21 protein-coding genes are annotated in these 21310 nt (G+C 64.4%); 8 read left to right on the plus strand and 13 right to left on the minus strand.

Translation table 11 applies throughout. From position 1 onward, the window contains the following. Positions 1 to 16: 16 nt before the first annotated feature. Entirely contained in the window at positions 17 to 1297 is a 1281-nt protein-coding gene (locus CXR03_RS08965) for an acyl-CoA dehydrogenase family protein (protein ID WP_104103455.1), read from the plus strand. A 273-nt stretch (positions 1298 to 1570) separates the two neighbouring features. Here the strand turns inward: CXR03_RS08965 and CXR03_RS08970 are convergent, their stop codons facing one another. Together CXR03_RS08970 and CXR03_RS08975 are read right to left on the minus strand one after the other, a co-directional pair. Continuing rightward, complete coding sequence (locus tag CXR03_RS08970; protein WP_104103457.1) at positions 1571 to 2152, minus strand: TetR/AcrR family transcriptional regulator; 582 nt, start codon at positions 2150 to 2152, stop codon at positions 1571 to 1573. A gap of 104 nt (positions 2153 to 2256) precedes the next feature. Further along, complete coding sequence (locus CXR03_RS08975; RefSeq protein ID WP_104103458.1) at positions 2257 to 3078, minus strand: SMP-30/gluconolactonase/LRE family protein; 822 nt, start codon at positions 3076 to 3078, stop codon at positions 2257 to 2259. A gap of 192 nt (positions 3079 to 3270) precedes the next feature. On the opposite strand from CXR03_RS08975, the gene CXR03_RS08980 reads away from it, so the two are divergent. Continuing rightward, the gene (locus CXR03_RS08980) at positions 3271 to 4863 is read left to right on the plus strand and encodes an ABC-F family ATP-binding cassette domain-containing protein (RefSeq protein WP_104103460.1); all 1593 of its coding nucleotides are present in this window, start codon (positions 3271 to 3273) and stop codon (positions 4861 to 4863) included. Positions 4864 to 4911: 48 nt separating this feature from the next. Here the strand turns inward: CXR03_RS08980 and CXR03_RS08985 are convergent, their stop codons facing one another. From CXR03_RS08985 to CXR03_RS09015, 7 genes are read right to left on the minus strand one after another with little or no spacing between them, the layout of a single operon-like run. Beyond that, positions 4912 to 6033, minus strand: a complete 1122-nt coding sequence (locus CXR03_RS08985; protein ID WP_104054374.1) for an acyl-CoA dehydrogenase family protein — start codon at positions 6031 to 6033, stop codon at positions 4912 to 4914. Then, complete coding sequence (locus CXR03_RS08990; protein WP_104103461.1) at positions 6014 to 7231, minus strand: acyl-CoA dehydrogenase family protein; 1218 nt, start codon at positions 7229 to 7231, stop codon at positions 6014 to 6016. Before CXR03_RS08990 ends, CXR03_RS08985 begins: the two co-directional genes overlap by 20 nt. A 15-nt stretch (positions 7232 to 7246) precedes the next feature. Continuing rightward, positions 7247 to 8425: a lipid-transfer protein gene (locus tag CXR03_RS08995; protein WP_104054372.1), complete on the minus strand. Its 1179-nt coding sequence runs from the start codon at positions 8423 to 8425 to the stop codon at positions 7247 to 7249. Next, positions 8422 to 8829, minus strand: coding sequence for a MaoC/PaaZ C-terminal domain-containing protein (locus CXR03_RS09000; RefSeq protein WP_104103463.1), 408 nt, complete (start codon positions 8827 to 8829; stop codon positions 8422 to 8424). Before CXR03_RS09000 ends, CXR03_RS08995 begins: the two co-directional genes overlap by 4 nt. After that, positions 8826 to 9275, minus strand: a complete 450-nt coding sequence (locus CXR03_RS09005; protein WP_104103464.1) for a Zn-ribbon domain-containing OB-fold protein — start codon at positions 9273 to 9275, stop codon at positions 8826 to 8828. The genes CXR03_RS09000 and CXR03_RS09005 overlap by 4 nt, the downstream gene beginning before the upstream one ends. After that, positions 9272 to 9832 (minus strand): MaoC family dehydratase N-terminal domain-containing protein, encoded by a 561-nt coding sequence (locus CXR03_RS09010; protein ID WP_104054369.1) that lies wholly within the window; start codon positions 9830 to 9832, stop codon positions 9272 to 9274. The genes CXR03_RS09005 and CXR03_RS09010 overlap by 4 nt, the downstream gene beginning before the upstream one ends. Continuing rightward, entirely contained in the window at positions 9829 to 11532 is a 1704-nt protein-coding gene (locus CXR03_RS09015; protein WP_104103466.1) for an AMP-binding protein, read from the minus strand. The genes CXR03_RS09010 and CXR03_RS09015 overlap by 4 nt, the downstream gene beginning before the upstream one ends. A gap of 153 nt (positions 11533 to 11685) precedes the next feature. Here CXR03_RS09015 and CXR03_RS09020 point away from each other — a divergent pair, with 153 nt between their 5' ends. The 3 genes from CXR03_RS09020 to CXR03_RS09030 all read left to right on the plus strand — a co-directional run bounded on the left by CXR03_RS09020 (position 11686) and on the right by CXR03_RS09030 (position 14455). Next, positions 11686 to 12471: an IclR family transcriptional regulator gene (locus tag CXR03_RS09020; protein ID WP_104103467.1), complete on the plus strand. Its 786-nt coding sequence runs from the start codon at positions 11686 to 11688 to the stop codon at positions 12469 to 12471. A 57-nt stretch (positions 12472 to 12528) separates the two neighbouring features. Beyond that, positions 12529 to 13296: a hypothetical protein gene (locus tag CXR03_RS09025; RefSeq protein ID WP_104103469.1), complete on the plus strand. Its 768-nt coding sequence runs from the start codon at positions 12529 to 12531 to the stop codon at positions 13294 to 13296. Between the two features lie 94 nt (positions 13297 to 13390). Continuing rightward, positions 13391 to 14455 (plus strand): MBL fold metallo-hydrolase, encoded by a 1065-nt coding sequence (locus CXR03_RS09030; protein ID WP_104103470.1) that lies wholly within the window; start codon positions 13391 to 13393, stop codon positions 14453 to 14455. On the opposite strand, the gene CXR03_RS09035 is transcribed toward CXR03_RS09030, so the two are convergent. Beyond that, positions 14435 to 14887 carry a thioesterase family protein gene (locus CXR03_RS09035; protein WP_181034543.1) on the minus strand — a complete coding sequence of 151 codons (453 nt, stop codon included), beginning with the start codon at positions 14885 to 14887 and terminating at the stop codon, positions 14435 to 14437. The genes CXR03_RS09030 and CXR03_RS09035 overlap by 21 nt on opposite strands. A gap of 120 nt (positions 14888 to 15007) precedes the next feature. On the opposite strand from CXR03_RS09035, the gene CXR03_RS09040 reads away from it, so the two are divergent. After that, complete coding sequence (locus CXR03_RS09040) at positions 15008 to 15751, plus strand: SDR family NAD(P)-dependent oxidoreductase (protein WP_104103473.1); 744 nt, start codon at positions 15008 to 15010, stop codon at positions 15749 to 15751. 52 nt (positions 15752 to 15803) lie between these two features. Here the strand turns inward: CXR03_RS09040 and CXR03_RS09045 are convergent, their stop codons facing one another. Continuing rightward, entirely contained in the window at positions 15804 to 17414 is a 1611-nt protein-coding gene (locus tag CXR03_RS09045) for an NAD(P)/FAD-dependent oxidoreductase (protein ID WP_104103475.1), read from the minus strand. Next, positions 17411 to 18355, minus strand: a complete 945-nt coding sequence (locus tag CXR03_RS09050) for an alpha/beta hydrolase (RefSeq protein WP_104103476.1) — start codon at positions 18353 to 18355, stop codon at positions 17411 to 17413. Before CXR03_RS09050 ends, CXR03_RS09045 begins: the two co-directional genes overlap by 4 nt. A gap of 97 nt (positions 18356 to 18452) precedes the next feature. Between CXR03_RS09050 and CXR03_RS09055 the strand changes: the two genes are divergently transcribed. Continuing rightward, on the plus strand, positions 18453 to 19070 hold the full coding sequence (locus CXR03_RS09055) for a PadR family transcriptional regulator (RefSeq protein WP_104103478.1): 618 nt from the start codon (positions 18453 to 18455) through the stop codon (positions 19068 to 19070). Between the two features lie 41 nt (positions 19071 to 19111). On the opposite strand, the gene CXR03_RS09060 is transcribed toward CXR03_RS09055, so the two are convergent. Next, the gene (locus CXR03_RS09060; RefSeq protein ID WP_104103480.1) at positions 19112 to 19900 is read right to left on the minus strand and encodes an SDR family NAD(P)-dependent oxidoreductase; all 789 of its coding nucleotides are present in this window, start codon (positions 19898 to 19900) and stop codon (positions 19112 to 19114) included. A gap of 179 nt (positions 19901 to 20079) precedes the next feature. On the opposite strand from CXR03_RS09060, the gene CXR03_RS09065 reads away from it, so the two are divergent. Then, entirely contained in the window at positions 20080 to 21309 is a 1230-nt protein-coding gene (locus tag CXR03_RS09065; protein WP_104103481.1) for an ABC transporter substrate-binding protein, read from the plus strand. Position 21310 lies beyond the last annotated feature (1 nt).

The following is a 21310-nucleotide window of genomic DNA, read 5'->3' on the forward strand; positions in this document are numbered from 1 at the left end:
ACAGGCCGGAGCCGACATGACCGCAGGAATTGCAAACCAACCGGAAATTACTGAGCCGAGTGAAGCCACGGAAACTCCGGAGGTGACCGGTTTCAGCTTCGATCCGACCGCGGTGCAGGACGTCGACAGTGACCTCTACCTTTTGGACAACCTCCTCGATGAGCAGGCGCGGGATGTCCAGCGCCGGGTGCGCGCCTTTGTGGACAATGATCTTCTGCCGGTCATCAATGACTACTGGGAGCGCGCTGAGGTTCCGTATGAGCTGATCCCAAAGCTGGCGGCCCTGAATATTGCCGGCGGAACCATCCAGGGTCACGGATGCCCCGGGCTGACCCGGCTTGCCGCTTCCACCGCAGCGGCTGAGCTGGCCCGTGGGGACGGATCCATCAACACGTTTTTTGGTGTGCATTCGGGCCTGGCCATGGGCAGCATCGACATGCTGGGCTCCGAGGAGCAGAAGCAGCGTTGGCTGCCGCCCATGGCGAGGTTCGAAAAAATCGGTGCCTTTGCGCTGACTGAGCCGGAACACGGTTCAGATTCCGTGTCACTGGAGACCTCTGCGCGGCGCGAAGGGGACGAATACGTCCTTAACGGCAGCAAGCGGTGGATCGGCAACGCAAGCTTCGCCGACGTCGTCATCATCTATGCCCGGGATGAAGCCGACGGTGCGGTGAAGGCGTTTGTGATGGAAAAGGACGGGGAGGGTAACCATCCGGCCGGCTATAACGCCACAGTGATTACCGGCAAGATAGGCAAGCGGGCCGTGCTGCAGCCGAATATCACCATTGAGGACCTGCGGATTCCGGCGGAAAACCGGTTGGAGAACTGCAATTCGTTTAAGGACGTCAACAAGGTGCTGGCGGCCACCCGCGGGGGAGTGGCGTGGGAGGCGCTCGGGCATGCGGTTGCGGCCTACGAGATTGCCGTGGCGTACGCCAAGACGCGTGTGCAGTTCGGAAAGGAAATTGGCCGGTTCCAGCTGGTGCAGAACAAGCTGGCGAACATGCTGGCACAGCTGACCGCCATCAAATTGACGTGTTTCCGGCTCAACGAGCTGGCCGACGAAGGAAGCATGACCAGCCCCATGGCCTCCATGGCCAAGATGTTTGCCGCACGCCAGGGCCGGTGGATCTGCTCGGAGGCGCGGGACATTATGGGCGGCAACGGACTGCTCCTGGAAAACCATGTTGCCCGGCACCTCACGGACATGGAGGTTGTCTTCACCTATGAAGGCACCGACAGCATGCAGTCCCTGATTCTGGGCAGGCATATCACGGGGTTCTCGGCGTTCGCATAAGCGGGAGCCCGCGAGGGAGTAGTGGGAGCGGAGTAACGGGAGGGCGGCGCTGAGGCGCCGCCTTCCTTTTTGTAGAGCATCTTTTGGGATCCGCTGCCTGGAGTTGTTGCTATCCACTAGTATCCACTCATATAAAGTTTTCCGGATATAAGCTGCAATGCCCTCACCCCATACAAAATCACCCCCCTTGCCTCACCTCCGACACGTTCGAAACCCATCAAGGACGGGAAGGGTGCAACCGGGGGGACAGGTTCCGGACCGAAGTTCAATCCTTCAGAGGTTGTCGACTCCGAGCAGCCGCAGAGCCATGAGGCTATGGTGCTCACCAATCTCCGCCGCGCTGAGCCGCCCGTCACCGCGGTACCAGCGTGCTACATCGATGCACAGGGAAAGCAGGGTAACCACCGCCATGTTCGCATCCGGAACGTTGAACACACCTTGCTTCAAACCGTCGTCAACAATGGAGCGGAATTCATCCTCCACCTGGTGGCGCATCTGCAGGACTTCGGCCAGATGCTCGTTGCTCAGCGCCGGCAATTCGAAGTTCACTACGCGTGAGCTGGTGTGGTTGACCGCCTGCCATTCCACCAGGTTCCGTACCAGGGCTGCCATCCGGTCCACCGGGCCGTCGTCTTTCGCGCTGCCCGCGCTGGCCCGCACCAATTCCAAAGTCTTCTCATGCCCCACTTTGGAAATGCAGTAGAGCAGATCTTCCTTGGACTTGTGGTGCACGTAGACGGCTCCGGGGGTCACCCCGGCGCCGGAGGCGATGTCCCGCGTAGTGGTGCCGTGAAACCCTTTCGCTGCGAAGGCGGCAGTGGCGGAGGAGAGCAACCGCTGTGCTGTGTCGGTCATGGCCGTTGCTCCGTATTCTGCGTGCGTGACGTGTCGCTGAATGAGCGATCAGCAACCAGCGTAACAGCGGCCCCATGCAGGCCCGGCAGTTACTTCACCCGCGATTACTTCACCCGCAACCCCATGACGTGGCCGGTGCGCTCGGCCGCCGGGTCCATGGCCTGAGGCCACTGCGCCGTCATCATGAACAGCAGTCCGCCGTCTTCGCCTCCCGCGGCGCACGAGAAGCAGCCCTGGTCCAGTTGGATGGTTTCGAGCACCGAGCCGCCCTGGGCCACCCGGACACAGCGTTCCCCGGGGACCTCGGCGAACCAGATCCCGCCGGTGCCGTCCCAGCAAATTCCGTCCGGAGCACCGCCGGCAAGATCAGCCCACAGTGAGCCTGCGCCGAGGCTTCCGTCTTCCCGGATAGGGAACGCGGTGAGGCGCCCGGCATTGGACTCCGCCACCACCAGCGTGCTGCCGTCCCCGCTCACCAGCATGCCGTTGGGGAAGGCGAGGCCGCCGGCAACCTGTTCCACGGAACCGTCCGGCCGGATGAGGGCAATGGCGCCATTGTCGGCTGATTCCCTGGAATAGTCGTAGCCGATGCCGTTGACATAGATATTGCCCGCCGGATGCACCGCGATTTCATTCCACGGGTACTCGGAGATTCCGTGCAGGTCCGCCAGAGGGACCAGGCCTGCATGCGGCACCTCCAGCAGGACGGCTGCATCGCTGCCGGAGACCACCGCCATCCGGCCGTCCGGCAGCCAGTCAAAACAAATGGGTGATGACGGCACGCCGGTAACCCGCCGGACGTTCCCCGCCGCGTCGAGAGCGGAAATTGTGCTGGCCAGCCAGTCGGCAAACCACAGCTCGCTGCCGTGCCAGCGTGCCGATTCGCCCATTCCCAGCCCGGACACAAGGGTTTTCGCGTCGGACATCGAACACCTCTCTTAATCGGTAAAGGTGAACCTGCCATGGAATGTCCAGTATGCCGCTGCGGCCGGGGTCCGAACAGGGAGAGTCCGCAACAGATAAGATGAGTGGCTGGTCAACGGATGCAAGACCAGCCGTGCGTCCCATCCGGCCGCCGGCACCGTTCACCAGTTCCCATCCCGAGAGGAAATCCCCGAATGAGCCTAATCCGGCTGCAGGACGTCAATGTTGGCTTCGACAAGACACAGATTCTGCGTGAGGCGTTCTTCCGGCTGGAGCCCAAGGACCGGGTGGGACTGATCGGCAAAAACGGTTCGGGTAAATCCACCCTGCTGAAACTGATCCTGGAACAGGTGCAGCCGGACTCCGGCACGGTCAGCGTGGAGACGGGGCTGAAAATTGGCTACTTCTCCCAGTTCTCCGAGCTCAACGGTGAATCCACTATTACCGAGGTCCTGGACGCCCTGTTCGTGGAGATTAAGGCCGCTGAAGCCGAGCTTGCTTCCATAGACGAAGCCATTGCCGCAGATCCTGAGCCCAAGGCGCTGGATCGGCTGATCCGCCGGCAGTCAGAACTGTTCGAAACCATGGACCGGCTGGACGGCTGGGACTATCCGCGCCGGATCGACGCCGCCCTGACCACCCTGGGGTTCAGCGAAGCACACCGGACCTGTCCCATCGATGCCCTGTCCGGCGGCTGGCGCAACCGTGCCGCCCTGGCGAAAATCCTGCTCGAAGCACCGGATGTTCTGCTGCTGGACGAACCCACCAACTACCTGGACGTTGCCGGCGTGGAGTGGCTGGAAGGCTGGTTCCGCGATTTCCGGGGCGCCGCCGTCGTCGTCTCCCACGACCGGAAGTTCCTGGACGCCGTGGTGACCCGCATCATCGAGGTGGAGAATTACCATCTGCACGAATACCCCGGAAACTTCGGCGAATACGTGATCCAGAAGCAGTTCCGGCTCAAGGCGCTGCAAAGCCAGTTTGTCCATGAGTCCGAATTGCTGGCTTTTGAAGCCGAAGGCATTTCCGACCGGCGGGAAGCGGCTAAATCCGGCAGCGACGGCCTGGGCAGCAAGTTGGCGAAGATCAAGAAAGCCCGGGCTCCGCGTCCGGTGGACCAGATCATCACGGAGATTTACGGTGGCCTGCACGTCAAGGACAACCTGTGCCGGGTGGAGTCCGTGGCCAAGACCTACGGTGACAGGACGCTGTTTCAGGACCTGAGCTTTGAAATCCGCCGCGGGGACCGGCTGGTGGTCCTCGGTTCCAACGGCAGCGGCAAAACCACGCTGCTGCGCGTGCTGACGGGCGAGGAAAAGGCCGACGCCGGAAAGGTTGTCTGGGCGAACGGGGCGAAGATGGTTTCCTACAACCAGGTGCTGGCGGAGCTCGACGACGGCGACACCGTCACGCACTCGGTCAACGCCATGCCGGACAGCCTGGCCCTGACCGCCACGAAGAAGTCAGTCAACCGGTTCCTCACCATGTTCCAGTTTTCCGAAGCAGATCTGAAGCAGAAGATCGGCAACCTGTCCGGCGGGCAAAAGGCACGCGTGGCGATGGCCCAGTGCCTGCTTTCCGGCGCCTCCGTGCTGCTGCTGGATGAGCCAACCAACCACCTGGACCTGTCCAGCACCCAGGTCATGGAACGGGCGCTGCTGCACTTCCCGGGAGCTGTTGTGGTGGTCAGCCACGACCGGTTCTTCACCGACAAGATCGCCAACCGGCATCTGGTGTTCGGTGCCGACGGCGCCCGGCCGGGCGAAATCGACCTGCGGGTCGCCTAAGCCCCCGGCCGGTGCCTGTCACGGCAGCCGGCCGGGGGTGTAGGAGAGTTAGGCCGGGGTTCCGATCATCGGTACGGTTTCCAGCATTGATCCGAGTTCGGACATCAGGGCCGGAGCGCTGCCCAGGGAATAGGCGTTCTGCCGTCCCCACAGGAAGTAGCGGTGGATCTGGTAATCGATGTCCGCGCCCATGCCGCCGTGCAGGTGCTGGGTCGCCAGCACGACGCGAAGGCCGCCGTGTGCCGCCCACCAGGACGCAACGAGCGACGCGGATTCCGCGCCGTCGTCGCCCCGGTCAACGAGCCAGGCGGCCCGGCGGGTGGTGAGCTTGATGCGCTCGGCATCAAGGTGTGCGTCGGCAGCCCGGGCCGAGACGGCCTGATTGGCCGAGAGCGGACGGTCGAACTGGATGCGCTCGGAGGTGTAGGCCGCAGTGATGGCGATGGCTTCTTCGCAGATTCCGGCCTGGACTGCTGCCAGGGCGATGCGTCCGAGCATGCGTGCCTGCTGCACCGGCATGGATCCGCCGGTGAGCACTTCGTCGTCGCCGACATGCACCGCATCCAGAACAACACTGGCGGCCGCACCGTGACTCGTCAGGGAAACGCTCTCGCGGCTGACCCCCTCCCGGTCCACGGGCAGGATAACGGCGATCACGCCGTCGTCTGTCTTCACCGGCACCAGCAGGGCAGCTGCATTGCCGGCACCCGGGACCGCCAGCAGGGTGCCGGAGATCCGCCACCCGCTGCCGTCGCGTTCGCCGCGTACAGCGTTGTCGCCGTCGACGGCCGCGTCAATGGCACCGGTAATCAACAGCGATCCGTCAAGGAATCCGGGTAGCCAGCGGTCGCGCTGCGCGTCCGTTCCCCAGCAGGAGATGGGCAGCGCGGCCATGGCGACGGCGGCGGCGAAGGGAACCGGGGCAACCCGCCGGCCCTGCTGCTCCAGTACCGCTACCAGCCCGAGGACGCCCAAACCGGAACCGCCGTGTTCTTCGGGCAGTGCCAGCCCCAGGATTCCTGTCTCCGCGAGGGCTTTCCACAGTGCGTCGTCGTGCCCGCCTTCTTCGCGCTCGACGTCCCTCACGCGCGTGGTGGTGGCCATCTGCGTGAAGACTTCCTCCGCCAGCTGGGCTGCTTCGCGCAGATCCTCATCGAGTTCGAACTGCATGTGCCTCTTCCTTCTTCTCTTGGCGGCGGACCGCCACGGTCATTCCCAGTGACTTGGCGGCAACAAGATCCCGCAGGACCTCGTTGCTGCCTCCACCGAAGGTATTGTTCTGCGCGCGGCGGGCCAGTGTCTCGACCCGGCCGCTGATGGCGGCACCGCGGGATCCCGGGCGCAGCAGGCCTGCCACACCCAGCACGTCCTGCAGTTTGCCGTAAACCTCCACGACTGTTTCCGTGCCAATCACCTTCGCTGCGGCTGCGTCTCCGCCGGCCAGCGTGCCGGCGGAAACATCGGCAACGAGCCGAAGGTTCACCAGCTCCGCTGCTGAGAGCAGGGCGTAAACCTCCGCCAGTGTCGAGCGGACCCAGGGCAGGTCCAGGACGTGTCCGTCACCGTACGGTTCGGTGCGGGCCCAGTCCAGAACCTGGCTGAAGAGCTCGTTGGCGATGCCGCCGCGTGCGGCCAGGGCAACGCGTTCATGGTTGAGCTGGTTGGTAATCATCCGCCAGCCCTCGTTGAGTTCGCCGACGACGTTGCTCAGCGGGACCCGGACATCCTCGTAGTAGGTGGCGGCGGTGCTGATGCCGCCAACCGTGTGGATCTCGGTGGCGGAAAATCCGGGGGCCGTGGTGGGCACCATGACCACCGAAATCCCCTTGTGCCGGGGTGCATCGGGGTCCGTGCGCACGGCCAGCCAGATCCAGTCCGCAAAGATGGCGGCGCTGGTGAAGAGCTTGTTGCCGTTGATGACGAGTTCGTCGCCCTCGATCCGGGCGGTGGTGCGCAGCGACGCGAGGTCGGTGCCGGCTCCGGGCTCCGAGTAGCCGATGGCGAACATCAGTTCACCGGCAAGGATCGGCGGGAGGAAGAAATCCTTTTGTTCCTGGGTGCCGTGTTTCATCAGGGCGGGAGCAACCGTGTTCAGGCTGACCAGGGACAGGGGCGCATTGGCGCGGATCACTTCGTCATAGAACACGAACTGCGCTTCGGGGTCCTCGCCCCGCCCGCCGTATTCCTCGGGCCAGCCCAGGCCCAGCCAACCGTCGGCGCCCATCTGTTTCAGGATCCGGGAGAACGTCGGGCCGCCCTCGGTCTGGTCCACGAGGTCGCGGGCGTCGTCGGCGTTGATGATCTTGGCGAAGTAGGCGCGCAGCTCCGCGCGCAGCTGCTTCGAGGCCGGTGAAAGATCTGGATTCATTGTCACTCCTGGGACTCAGTGGTCGGTAGCAAGGATGAGGGCGCTGTGCGGCACGGGCGAGCCACCGGTGACCAGCACATTCGCGAGGTTTTTGGGCGGCTGGTTGACCGATGTGCCGCGGATCAGGCGCACGCCTTCGGCAATTCCGTTCACACCGTGCAGATACCCTTCACCGAGCTGGCCGCCGTGGGTGTTGATCGGCAGCGAACCGGTGAGCTCCAGCTGGCCGTCGGCGATCATGTCCTTGGCCTCGCCGCGCTTGCAGAAACCGTATTCTTCGAGCTGCAGCAGGACCATAGGGGTGAAGGCGTCATACAGGATGGCAGCGTCAATGCCTTCCTGGCCGTGTCCGGCCTGCTGCCACAGCTGCCGGGCTACCAGTTCAACTTCGGGCATCTCATCGATGTTGTCCCGGTAATAGCTGCTCATGGAGATCTGCTGCGGGCCCACGCCCTGCGCGGCGGCAGTGATGATCGCCGGAGGATGCGGAAGGTCGCGTGCGCGTTCGGCACTGACGATCACCAGTGCCTGCCCGCCGTCGGTCTCCTGACAGCAGTCCAGCAAACGCAGCGGATCCGCGATCATCCGGGAGGCCTGATGGTCCTCAAGGGTGATGGGACGGTTGTGGAACCAGGCCAGCGGATTGTTCGCCGCATGTTTGCGGGACAACACAGAGATCTGCCCGAAGTCAGCGCTGGTCACGCCAAACTCCTGCATATAACGCCGGGCGAGGAACGCCTCCTGCGCCGCAGGGGTGAGCAGTCCGTACGGATTGATCCAGTTGCGGTATTCCTGGTCCGTGGTGGTGGCGTAGGCAAACTGCGGGGGACCGGAACCGAAACGGTGTCCGGAACGCTCGTTGAAGGCACGGTAAACGACGACGACGTCCGCCACTCCGCTGGCTACCGCCATGGCTGCCTGCTGCACGGGAGCGCAGGCACCGCCGCCGCCGTGCGGGATGCGGCTGAAGAATTTCAGCTCCGGGATCCCCAGCGCCCGGGCCACGGCAATTTCCGGATTGTTTTCCATAGAGAACAGGGAGAAGCCGTCGACTTCCTCAACCGGGATCTGCGCATCGGCGAGCGCGGCCAGTACTGCTTCGCACGCCAGGCGCCATTCACTGCGTCCGGAGTCCTTGGAGAATTCGGTGGCGCCGATTCCGGCAATGGCTGCCTTCCCCGAGAACCCGCTCATGCCGCGGCCTCCTGGCGGGTCAGGTTCACCGTTGCCGTGACATGGATGCCCCGGGAATGCGAGCCGGTCACCTTGACCGTGGTCCCGGCGGCATCAGCGGCGATGATTTCTCCGGTCAGGTGCAGAACGTCCCCGGGGTGCAGCGGCATACCCAGACGAAGGGAGACCGAGCGCAGCCGCGCAGCCGGTCCGGTCCAGTCGGTGATGTAGCGTCCCACAACACCGTTGGTGGTATTGATGCTGATAAAGATGTCCGGCGTTCCCCGGTTAATGGCCGCATCCGGATCGTGGTGCACATCTTCGAAGTCCTGCGAAGCGATGGCGCCGGCAACTATGAAGGCGCGGTCGATCGGGATGTCCAGCACCGGAAGCGTTTCTCCCGGTGTGAATCCGTTGCTGCTCATGACACTCCTTGCTGAGTAACGTCTGATTCCCCGTGTCCGGGCCGAAGCCTCAGGCGGGGGAGTATCTCGCCGTGGGCGTGTTCGGCAAAGTAGACCTCCACCGGGCAGCCGACGGCGAGGGCATCGTGGTCGGTGGGCTCGAAGTCCGCCACCAGACGGGTGCCGGTATCCAGGTCCACGAGCCCCACCAGGAGCGGATAGGTGAAGGCCGGATCCTGGGGATGGTGCACCACGGTCCAGCTGTGGAGGGTTCCCTGCCGCGAAGACTCAACCGAGTCCCAGTCGAACGACCGGCACCGGGGACAGCTTGGGGCGGGCGGATGGCGCAGGGTTTCGCAATCCGTGCACCGCTGCACGAGCAGGCGGCCCTCCGCGGCGCCGTCGAACCAAAACACGTTGTCATGTGTCCGCACCAGATGCGGAACAGCAGTGCCCGGGATAGTCATGAGTCCTCCTTGGGACGAAACCGCAGCAGCGTGAACTTTTCGGTGGCGATGGTGTTCTGTTCGGCGTCCACATAGCGTTTGCCCAGAACGAGGAAGAACCCTTCGCCGAGTCCGGTCTTCTTGGGACCGGCGACGGAATCGATGGTGATGTGGCAGCTGACCTGTGTTCCCACCGTCAGTTCGCGTTCATACTCCTGCTCCATCTGGGTGGCCACCACCGAGGTGTACCCGGCCTGGTCCAGCAGGGACAGCAGCTCCGCGTAGGGGGTGGCCTCGACGACGCCTTCCGCCCGCGCGCGCTGCACTTCCCGCCAGCGGCGGTATCCGGACATCACCCACGTGGAAACCATGGCCGGGGGAGCGATGATGCCGCTGCGGCCGTTCTCCAGTGCCGCTGTCTCGTCGACGTAGACCGGATTCCGGTCATCCAGGGCCTCGGCCCAGTTGCGAATCATCGCCTCCGACACTCCATAACGCGCCACCCGGGGAGGCTCAGCTACGGTTCCAACAAACCGCTGCAGATCCTCAGCGCGCAGTACATGTTGGGCAGTTGTCATCGGGTACCAGCTCCTACAGTTTCTACGAGGGCAGCAGATGCTGCGGGCAGGGAATTGATGCGCCCCGCAGCGATGAATTCATTGCGCAGTGCTTCACGGTGTCCATCCTCCATGCGGATATACGCGCTGCTGCGGTTCCGGGCCCACCAGACGTTCTCGGCTTCCCAGGCCACCTTGCGCAGTGGAGCCTTGTCGATTTTCGCGTTGGCTGTGGTCGGCGCTTCGTCAACTACTCGAATAAAGGTGGGACGCCATTTGGTGCCGAGGTCCGGTTGGGCATCGAGAAAGGCTGCCAGATCAACGGGATCGAATTCGGCGCCCGGATGAAGCACCAGCGTGCACATGAGCTGATCGCCCGTTAGCGGGTCCGGTACGGCATAGGCATGGACTCCGGAGACGGCCGGATGCCGGGAGATAATGCGTTCAATGGGAGCGGTGCCGAAGTTCTCACCGTCCACCCGCAGCCAGTCCGAGGTTCGGCCGCCGAAGTAGAAGTAGCCCTCCTCATCGCGGTACCCAAGATCCCCGGTCCAGAAGTCCTCTCCACCGAACCGCAGGCGTTCGGCCATCGCCTCGGGGTTCTTGTAATAACCCTCAAAGCGAGGACCCGCTCCCACCACGACGATCTCCCCGGTGGCTTCCTCAGCATTGAGGAGTCGTCCGGTGTCGTCGAACTGTGCCCTGGGGCATTCCGCGCCGTCGGCAGAGCGGATCTCCACCGCCATGCCGGCCGCCGGGAGGCCAAGGGCGCCGGCGGGCGTGCCCGGTACGGGAACGATGCGGATGATGCCCTCGCTTGACCCAAAGCCTTCACGGACCTCGCAGCCGAACCGCCTCCGGAAGCTCTCCGCTTCGGCAGGAGATGCCTCGGAGCCGAAGACTGATTCAAGGCAGTTGTCTGCGTCGGCCGGATCTTCCGGCTGAGCCAGAATGTAACTCAGTACGCGCCCAACGTAGTTTACGAACGTCACCTTGTGCTCGCGGATATCGCGGGCGAAACGGCTGGCCGAGAACTTGCGCACCATGACCACAGTGGCCCCGGCCTCGGCCGCCGTGGCAAGGTTCATCATGATGCCGTGGCCGTGGAACAGCGGCAGGTGCAGGTAGCTGACGGACCCGCGGTGAAGTGAAATACGCTCCGTCAGGCTGGGAGTCACTGTGCCCAGGCGCCCCTGCGTACAAATGACAGCCTTGGGGGCTCCGGTGGACCCGGAGCTGAACAGCAGCAGATAGATTGCGGACGGTGCCGGTATTTCTGCGGGCAGGGGCGCGCCGGCATGGGATTCGAGCAGCTGAGCGTAAGCATCGGACTCCACGTCGAAGATGCGGCCTGCAGGCACCGGCAGCTCGGGGCAGTCATCGGACGCCAAATAGAGCGGCTCGCTGATCAGGAGATCGCAGTCCGCGTGCTGCATGTCATGCGTGAGTTCAGCACCGCGCCGTGTCGGGTTGATGCCGACAATGACGTCGCCGCTCAGCGCTGCCGCGAGAAGCCAGAAGACATAATCGGGGGTGTTCTGCAGCAGGACTCCCACATGGACCTGATCGCGTCCGGTGCCGGGCTCAATGGTCCCGAGGATGGCGGCGCGGGTTGAAGCCTCGTCGATGACCTGGGCCCAGCTCCAACTCCGCCCCTCGAAGCGAAGGCCCTCATGCTCGTCCTGCGCGCGGCTTCTCACCACTTCTGCGTACGTTCGCACCGCATCTTCTCCTTGTTGTCCCAGCATTTGGCTCTACGCTAGGTGAACTTCAGCCCCGCTCCGCCGCTGTCCCACCCAGTGGAATCCGCTGGGTGGAATCCCGCTGGGCGGAACCGCCACGGCACCGGGCGTACAGGGCGGCAAACTGTACCCATGACTGATGCACAGCAGTTTGGTGATGCGCTGCGGGACGGCGCGGGACCGCGCAGCGGTGTTCTGGAACGCGTCACCCTGATCATGGACTGCCTCGGCGAGGCCCCCGGCCACCTCGTACTCGAAGACGTTGCCGCCATCACCGGTCTTGCAAGGTCGACAACATTCCGGTTGCTCCGCAAGCTGAGCGATCTGGGCTGGGTCAGCCACGACGCTGAAGGCTACGTGCTCGGACCGCGGTTGGCGTACCGCGGAGTATTGTCTGATTTTGACGGGCTCCGGGCGGCGGCGTCACCGGTACTGGCTGAGCTGGCAGCCGCGACTGGCTTCGTTGCGCATCTTGGCATCATGCACCGCGGGTTCGTGGATTACGTGGACAGGACCGGTACGGGCGCTCAATCGAGCGTGCCCACGCGGATTGGAACCAGAATCTTTGCTCCGGAATCAACCTCCGGCATGGCGATCCTCGCCTGGATGGACCCCGAGGAAGTTGACGCCGCCATTGAGCACGCCGGAGTGAACCGCAGGGGCAGCCGCGAGGAACTTCACCGTGAGCTTGCCGCTGTTCGGCGCCGGGGAGGCCTGGCCTACCGGGACGGCAGCCGCCATGCCAGCGGCGTCAGCTCCGTGGGTGCGGCCATCATCGGTCCCGGGGGACCGGTGGGTGCGGTGTCGGTTGCGCACCGGGGAGCCATCCCAGAGCAGGTCACCGGTCCGCTGGTGCTGCGCGCCGCCGAGGCCATTGGCGCCGGGACGGGTAACGGGACGCGAAGCCTGCCGCGGTGAAACCGGAAAGACAGCTCTGCTACGGTAACCAAACAAGCGCTAGACAAAGGAGTTAGCATGCTCGCCGAGATGGCCTTTTTCTCATTTGTGGAACTCACGGACCCCACGACGCACGGACCCTACAACCGGTGGCATCAACTCGACCACCGGCCGGAAAACCTCGCCCTTCCCGGCGTGGCCTGGGGGGATCGCTGGGCGCGCACCGGCAAGGAAACGGAGCCTGTCCGAGGAACGGCCGTGGACGGCACTGACTACGTGGCAATGTACTGGTTCCGGCCGCCCGTGGAGGAGAGTGTCGCGGCATGGGACCGTCTCGGGGAAGCATCATTTCAGTGGGGGCGCGGTCCCATCATTCCGGGTGTCCGGCGGCCGCTGCTCGGTTTCTTTCGGCCGGTCAAGGGCTACGCAGCACCGCGCGTGCTGGTCGATCCGGACGTCCTGCCCTACCGTCCGAACCGCGGGCTGCATCTGACCCTGACCCGCTATCCCGAGCCCCACGGCCGGGATGCACACGACGCCTTCGCCTGGGAAGATACCCGCCTGATTCCGGAACTGCTCGGGGTGGACGGGGTGGCCGGGGCCTGGACCTTCTCATTCAGCCATCCCCAGCAGCACGGCACACTGCCGTTCAAAGGTTCGGTGTCCGGACCTCCGGGTGGTCTGCGGGTCCGGATGCTCTACTTGGACGAAGATCCGGGGACAACGGCTGAGGCCATCACGCAGGCGGAACAGGCCGTCAACGCTGCACCGGAAGCACCGCGAAACACGGGGGAGGTGCTGTTCGCCTCGCCGTTGCAAACCATCATTCCGTGGCAGGACTGGTAGCTCTCCTGTCAGCATCGAATCCCGTGGCCCTTGACACGTCTCGTGACCCACGCCGTCGGGCCGTTGTGGACAAAGCGCTTGCTAGACTCACGCCATGAGCAGCAACGGAGTGCATACCGTCCACCCGACGAGCGCCGGGCAACTGGCCGCACTGCAGTCCGGACAACTGCCGCGGCCTGAGCGTGTTGCGGACAAAGTGTGGGCCATAGCCGCGCCCATCCCCGAAGGCAGCGTCACTTACACTCTCAGCTATGTCCTGGTCAGTGCCGATTCGGCGTCGTTTTCCATCCTGGACCCGGGCTGGGACTCACCCGTTAACCTTGACGCCCTTCACCGTTCATTGGGGCTGATCGGGCTTACCCTCGCACACCTCTCCACCATCGTCGCCACCCACCACCATCCCGACCACCTCGGCACTGCAGCCACGCTCAAAGCCCTGACGGGTGCAAGGGTGGTGCTCTCCCGCGAAGAGCGGGCTGTCCTGACGCACCAGCTCAGCTCCGAGTTGCGGAGCCCGGCGTCGTACACCCCGGTCCTGGAGGCATGGGGAGTACCCGTTGCACGCCGCGCCGAGCTACTCGCTGCCTTTGCGCGGCCGCCGGCATTTTCCGACATTGAGCCGGACCTGCTGCTGGACAACGGTGACGTGCTGGATCTGGGCGGCCACACCTTAACGGTCGTCGCGACGCCGGGTCATACGGGAGGGCATCTGTGTTTCGCCGACGATCAGCGCGGACTGCTCTACAGCGGTGACCACATACTGCCGCAGATCCATTCCGGGTTCGGCCTTGGCTCCCTTCCGGCAGACAAGCCACTGCCTGATTACCTCACGTCGCTCCAGTCCCTGCAGCGGTTCGGCGGATACGAGGTGCTGCCGGGGCACGAGTTCCGCTTCCGCGGACTTGACGCGCGCGCTGCTGACATTTGCTCGCACCACCTGCGGCGTACGCAGCGCATTGCCGATCTGCTGCCCGAACTGGGGGATGCGCCGGTGTGGGACTACGCGCGGCGGACGCACGGACCGGGCTGGTCCCGCCTGTCCGGATTCTTCCTGCACGCAGCGCTGCGCCAGACCGAAATGCACTTGGACCTTGCCCGGAGCGGGCCTGCGGTGCTCGGCGCACTCGCGGAGGCCGCTTCAGCCGGTCGGGCCGGCTAGGCACTCCCGCAGAATGTCCGGCAGCCGAATAGGCCGCTGATCCGGGGAGACGGTCACGAGCCAGTTCGACGCGGTTGCCACCAGGGTGTTGTCGGCGCGGCGCCACATCTCAAAGTCGAACCGTACTGAGGATGTACCGATTTCGCCCACCCTGAGTTCGATGGTGATTTCCTCAAAGAGTTTGGCCGGCAACAAGTAGTCACAGTGGGTTGCCCGAGAGACGGTCCACCAGCCGAACCGGTCCAAGAGTGTGTCCTGACGCAGTCCGTTCAGGAACAGATATTCCGTCTGCAGGGCCTCCATCCGGGGAAACCACGTCGCGTAGTACAGGATTCCCGCCGGATCGGTATCCGCATAGCTCAGCCGCTGCGTGTGCTCGTGCAGCACCGGGCGCCGCTCCCTGTGCACCTGTTCCGTCCGGTTATCCGCCATCAGCTCCCCGTCATCCTCTGAATCCAGTTCCGGCCTTTCCCGGCATTCGATCCCGGCTATGCTGAGCAATTGTACACAAGCAAGTGCTTGTTTTCTATTGCCACTGCAGGGGAGCATGCCATGACAACACCCGATTTTGGATTCCGCCGGGACGACGCCATCATCATTACCGGTGCCGGGAGCGGCATTGGCCGAGCCACCGCGGTGCGGGCCTCCGAGCTGGGGCTGCGGGTGAGCGCCTGGGACCTGAATGCCGACGGCCTATCGGAGACTGCCGCGGTTATCCGCGCCCGCGGCGGGGAAGTGCACACGGTGGTCGGAGACGTCACTTCCGAGGATGTTGTGCAGGAAGGGCTTGCCGCGGCGCGCAGCACGCTGGGCGGGCTGCGGTACCTGCACAACAATGCGGGTCCCTCGTCCGGAGCTCCGCTGGCCTTCGACGATGCATTGAGCATCAGCGTTGGCAGTGTTCGCCGGCTCACCGAGGCCTGGGCAGCCGGCGGACTCCCTGACGGTGCCGCGATGGTGGTCACCACCTCCGTCGCCGGCAACCTGGTGGGCACCGAGGTTGACTGGTATTCGGCGTCCAAGGCCGCACTGATGGGTTACGTGCGCCACACGGCGGCCCACCGCGCCCGTGAGTTCCGTTCCAACGGCGTCGCACCCGGCATGACGGACACCCCCAGGCTGCAGGGATTTGCTGACAGCGAGCGCGGGAAGGCTGTCCTCAGCCGCATTCCGCTGGCCCGGATGGCCAGTCCTGACGATATTGCCTATGCAGTGCTCTTCCTCCTGTCGCCGCTGGGCTCCTACATCAACGGCGTGTTCCTGCCGGTCGACGGAGGGTGGACGATTACGCAGTAGGCGGCGCGGCAGGCGGCGGCCCGGGGACCAGACGGACCGGACCGCACCCCCTTCAGTTTTCGCTGAACACAAACCCGGGGTACCCGTTGCCGGCCACTTCGTCGAGGCGGGCGGTGTAGGTGTGGAAGCCGCCGAGGTAGGGCATGAAAGTGCGCGGCTTGCCGGGGATGTTCGCCCCGGCGTACCAGGACGGCGCGTCGGCAAACAGCGTCTTCCCGGCAACCTCGCCCAGATGCGCCGTCCACGCGGCGGCCGCGTCGCTGCGCGCTTCGACCGACGAGTACCCGTGCTCGGCCGCGTGCAGGATGAGCCGGAGTGCATAGGAGCCCTGCTGCTCGGAACCGAGCGCCATGTTGGAGAGCACGCTGGGGCTGCCCGGCCCGTTCAATGTGAGCAGGTTTGGAAAGCCGGGAACCCCGATGCCCAAGTAGGTCTGTGCACCGTCCTTCCAGGCGTCGCGTACGGTGCGTCCGTGCCGGCCAATGATGTCGATGGCGGTCAGCGCGCCCGTGAGCGCATCGAAACCCGTCGCGTAGACAATGGCATCCAACGCGTGGAACCCGGACTCCGTCTGGACACCCCCGGGCGTGATGGCGGTGATCGGGTCCGTGCGCAGATTCACCAGGTGTACGTTCGGCCGGGTATAGGTCTCGAAGTACCCGGAATCCGTGCAAATGCGCTTTGTGCCGATGGGATGGTCCGTCGGCGTGAGGTCGCGGGCCAGATTCTCATCCCGCACGATGCTCCGGAGCCGGCGTTCAAAGTAGACGCGCGCCGCATCATTGATTTCCTTGTCGACGGTCTGGCGTTCAAAGGCCTTGCCGTAGAGCACGCCGCCGCGCGTCCAGCTCTCGGCCAGGACCTGCTCGCGTTCCTCCGGGGCCAGATTCTGGTAGGGGACCGAATAGGATCCCCAGGGGCTCCCCGCCGCACTGTTCCAGGACTCCTTCCGGCGGCGGGGGTACTCCTCGAGTACCTGCTGCCATTCCTCGTCGCCGAGGGGGCGGTTATAGGCGGGAACGCTGTAGTTGGCGCTGCGCTGGAACACTGTCAGTTCCGCGGCCTGACCGGCAATCACAGGGATCGACTGCACGCCGGAGGAGCCTGTTCCCACGACGCCGACACGAAGGCCGGTGAAGTCCACGCCTTCGGCCGGCCAGTTCGCTGTCAGGTACACGGCGCCGGCGAAGGAATCACGGCCGGGAAGGTCCGGAAGGTTCGGCTGGGACAGGCTTCCGGTCGCCATGACCAGCCACCGGGTTGTGACAATGTCACCGGCACTGGTGGAGATGTGCCACACCTGGGCGTCTTCGTCCCAGCGTGCTCCGGCAACCTTGGTGTCGAAGCGATAGCCCCGGCGCACATCAAACCTGTCGGCAACGTGGCTGAGGTAGCGCAGGATCTCGGGCTGCGTGGCGTAGCGCTCACTCCAGCGCCACTGCTGCTGCAGCTCCTCGTCAAAGGAGTAGGAGTAGTCGATGCTCTCCACATCGCAGCGGGCGCCCGGATAGCGGTTCCAGTACCAGGTTCCGCCAACGTCGCTGCCTCCCTCGATGCCAAGTACGTCCAGCCCGGCCCGCCGGGCATGAATGGTTGTGTACAGGCCGGCAAACCCTGCGCCCACGACGACGACGTCGCGGCAGGCGGTGTTGTTGCTGCTCATGCTGTGTGCTCCCTGGTGTCGGTGTTTTTGCCGGCGAACAGCCTGGTGAAATCGGCCCACAGGATGGACCGGGCGGATGCCCCCGGTCCATAGCCGGGCATGGTGAGGAACCCGTGGAACTGGTCCGGGTAGTGGCGGTGCAGCGCAGTGTTTCCCGCCCCGCGCAGCAGTGCCGCATAGTCGCGTCCTTCGTCGCCAAGGGGATCGAGGCCGGCGGTGACGGTGATCGACGGCGGCAGGGATGACAGGTCTTCAGCCGTTTGCGGCATGAAACGCCAATCCGGTGCGGCCTCCGCGGCGGGTCCGCCAAGGTAGGTCTCCCAGTAGAAGCGCAGGGCACGGGCGGTGACGAAGTAGCCCTCTGCCCGCAGCCGGTAACTCTCGGATTGCATGCGCGGATCGAGCATGGGATAGATCAGCACCTGACCGGCAACCAGTTCCGACCCGCGGTCCCGCAGGGTTAGGGCAGCTGCGGCAGCCAGATTGGCGCCCGCACTGTCCCCGGCCAGGACCAGTCCCCGGGCCGCTTCCCCGCGGTCAGCCAGCCAGTGCGCGACCGCGACGACATCAGCCACCGGAGCCGGCGCCAAATGCTCGGGTGCCAGGCGGTACTCAACGGAGACAACGGATGAGCCCGTCCCCGCCGCCCACAGCCGGCAAAAACGATCGTGCCCGGCTATCGATCCATGCAGGAATCCGCCCCCGTGGGCGTAAACCGTGGCCGGGGCGGAGGGGGACGGCACGTGGGGACGGTAAATCCGCACGGGAATGCCGCCGTGCTCCGACGGAACAAGCGCATCCTCCGCTGCCGCAACATCATCGAGGTTCTGTGCGGGAGGGATCCGCGCATCGACGGCCGCGCGGGCTGCCAGTGGGTCCATGCCGGCAATATCGGGAAAGGAAGCATTCAGGGCTGCCAGCATGGTTTGTGTCTCGTCCATTGATCTCCTTTGATCCGAGGACAGTATCTGGAGAATATGACTAATAGTCATAGTACGATTTGAAATATGACACAGGACCAGCAGGGGGTCAACAGCAATGAAGACTGAATCCGGAGGGGACGCCCAGGCACCGGCCGAACTTCCCGCCACCAGCCGGGCCGTGCTGGGCATCCTCTCCTTCGGCGAGGAGCTCTCCGGCTACGACGTCAAGCGGTGGGCTGAACAGAGCCTGGCGTTTTATTACTGGGCGCCGTCCCAGAGCCAGATTTATTCCGAACTCCGGCGGTTGGAGGATCAGGGCCTGGTTGAATCACGGGTCGAGCAGACCCATGCGGCAAAAAGCCGGCGGCTCTATTCGATTACCGGTGTGGGCCGCCGCCGCATGAGGGAATGGATTGACGGGCAGGCGCCGGACCCCGTTGTGCTCAAGCAGTCCATGGTGCTCCGGCTTTGGGTCGGACACAACGGTGAAGCCGAACGGCTCGCCGAGCAGTGGGCCGACTATGCCGACCAGTCCCGGGATACTGCCGCACGCGCCGCAGCACATGCCCTTTCGGCAGAGAAAGTGCCGGCCTGGCGCTTTCCTGCACTTGCACTGGAGTGGGCGGAAAAGTACTACCGCGATGAAGCGGCCCGGGCGGAATGGGTACTCGAACGCCTGGCTGAACTGGAGGCGGCTGAGCGGGCCGGCGGAGGCGCAGCGGCCGAGCGCTGACGGGCGGGGGAGTGCGGCGCCTACTCCCGAAGTTAGCGGCGTTAGACGCCGTACCCGCCGTCGACGTCGAGCTTCTGCCCCGAGATGAACCCGGCGCGGTCCGACGCCAGGAAAACGACCGCTTCTGCAACGTCTGCGGCGCTGCCGAAGCGGCGAAGCGGAATATTTGCCGTGGCTGCGGCCAACGCCCGCTCGTCGAGATCTCCGGATTCCATGAGTCGCGCCGACATTCCCTCGGTCAGCATGCCCGGGCCGACGCAGTTGACCCGGATGCCAAACCTGCCCTCCTCTGCGGCCAGAGCCATAGCAAGGGCCTCAACTCCGCCCTTGGGTGCCGCAGACAGGCCGTCCCTGACCGGATAACGCCGGGTGGCGGCGGTGGTGACCACCACAACGGAGCCGGCGGAGGCACGCAGTGCCGGCAGCGCGCCCGACACCACGGTGAAGAAGCCAACGAGGTCAGCTTCGACCTGGGCCGCGAACTCCGCAGGTGAGACCCGGGAAAGATGAACCATGGGTACGTGCGGCCCTGCAGCATGCACGAGCGTGTGGAGTGCACCGTGCCTGGCCAGGAGCTCCGTGAAGAGCGCATCGACGGCGGCGGTGTCGGTCACGTCAAGGTGGTGGGCCGAGGCCCCCGAACCCAGCTCTGCAAGCAGGTCATCGGGCCGATTGCTGCGGTAGGTCAGACCTACCGTGCTTCCCCCGGCAACCAGCCTGCGGACAATGGCTGCACCAATGCCGCCGGAGCCGCCCACCACCAGGGCAACACCGGGCTTCGCGCTGAATTCCGGGGATGCGCACGACAGGCCCTCTGTGGAAGTTTGCATTGCCGCACACTAACAGTTTTCACATACCAAGCAAGCGTTTGTTGAGTAGGGTCGCATTGTGTTAGCGTCCAGACAATCAATCGCTTGGTGAACTATTGGCCGTCTCGGCAGGGCCACGGCGAGAGATCATGCTCTACTGCACCCCCCACACCCGGGATTGTCTTCAAGGGAGAAGTCCAATGAATGTTTTGCCGTTCCGCGGCCGCCGCGGACTCATGGTTGCCGCAGCAGCAACAACAACCGCACTGATCCTCTCGGGCTGCGGCAGCGAGGCCGGGGCTGGAGAGGCAGGGGACGAACCGTTCCGCATCCTCGTCCTGGGCGCGCTGAGCGCCGAGGGTGCGCTCGGCATCAACGCCTCAACCTCGGTCCTTGCCGCTCAGGCCGGAGCTCAGGTGGCAAACGAAGACGGCGGTATTCTTGGCCGCGACATCGAAGTCGAGGTTGCCGACGACCAGGGTGACCCTACGGCTGCCGTGACGCTGGTCCGCGAAGCCATAAACTCCGACACGCCTCCTGACGCCATCCTGAATTCCGGGCCGTCGCAGGTGGCGGATGCCACGCTGCCCATCATCAACCAGGCGGGCATCCTTTCCTTCAACATTGGACCTACCGAAACTTCGCTGGATCCCTCGGTCTTTCCACTGAACTTTGACATCTCTGCCGGTCCCAGCCATCACGTGGCCGGCCAGGCAAACCACTTCGAAGAGATGGGGTACACGTCGGTCGGCGTTCTGCACGGGAGCAGCTCCTACGGCGAGTCATACGGCAACCTGGCCGACGAGGGGTTTGCTGACGGGGGTATGAAGGTCGTCGGAAATGAAGAGTACGACGTCGCCTCGCTCGACATGACGCCGCAGCTCGAGGCGCTCCGGGCAAAGAACCCGGACGTACTGGCCTTGGATGCATACGGAGCCCCGCTGGGGTACATACTGCAGGGTCTTGAAAAGCTGGGCTGGGACGTACCGGTCGTGGGCAATGTTTCAGTTGCCGCTACCGGACTGGTCAACACTCCGCCTCCGTCGGGGGTGTTGGGAACGGAGCAAGTGGAAAACCTCGTGATGGAGGTCTACCGAAGCACGGTTTACAACCCCGACGCGGAAGTAACCAACCGTGCGGTGGAAGCGATGCTCTCGATTGCCCCCATCAAGGCCACCCTGATCCTTGCTTACAACTACGACGCCGTGATGCTGCTCAAGGCAGCTGCCGAGTCGGTCGGAAGCACGGATGACCCCGAAGCACTTGCCGCTGCCTTGGAGGACCCGGAGGTCACCAAAACAGCAGAGACGGCCATCCTGAACGAATACGTCTTCAGCGCGGATGAGCACTCACCGGCCATTGCCGGCGACGAGTTCCAGTTCATTCCGCCGTCGGCTGTCAAGGACGGACAATTCCACGTCGCGAAGTAGG

Source organism: Arthrobacter sp. 08Y14, assembly GCF_002929455.1.
Lineage (GTDB): Bacteria > Actinomycetota > Actinomycetes > Actinomycetales > Micrococcaceae > Arthrobacter_B > Arthrobacter_B sunyaminii.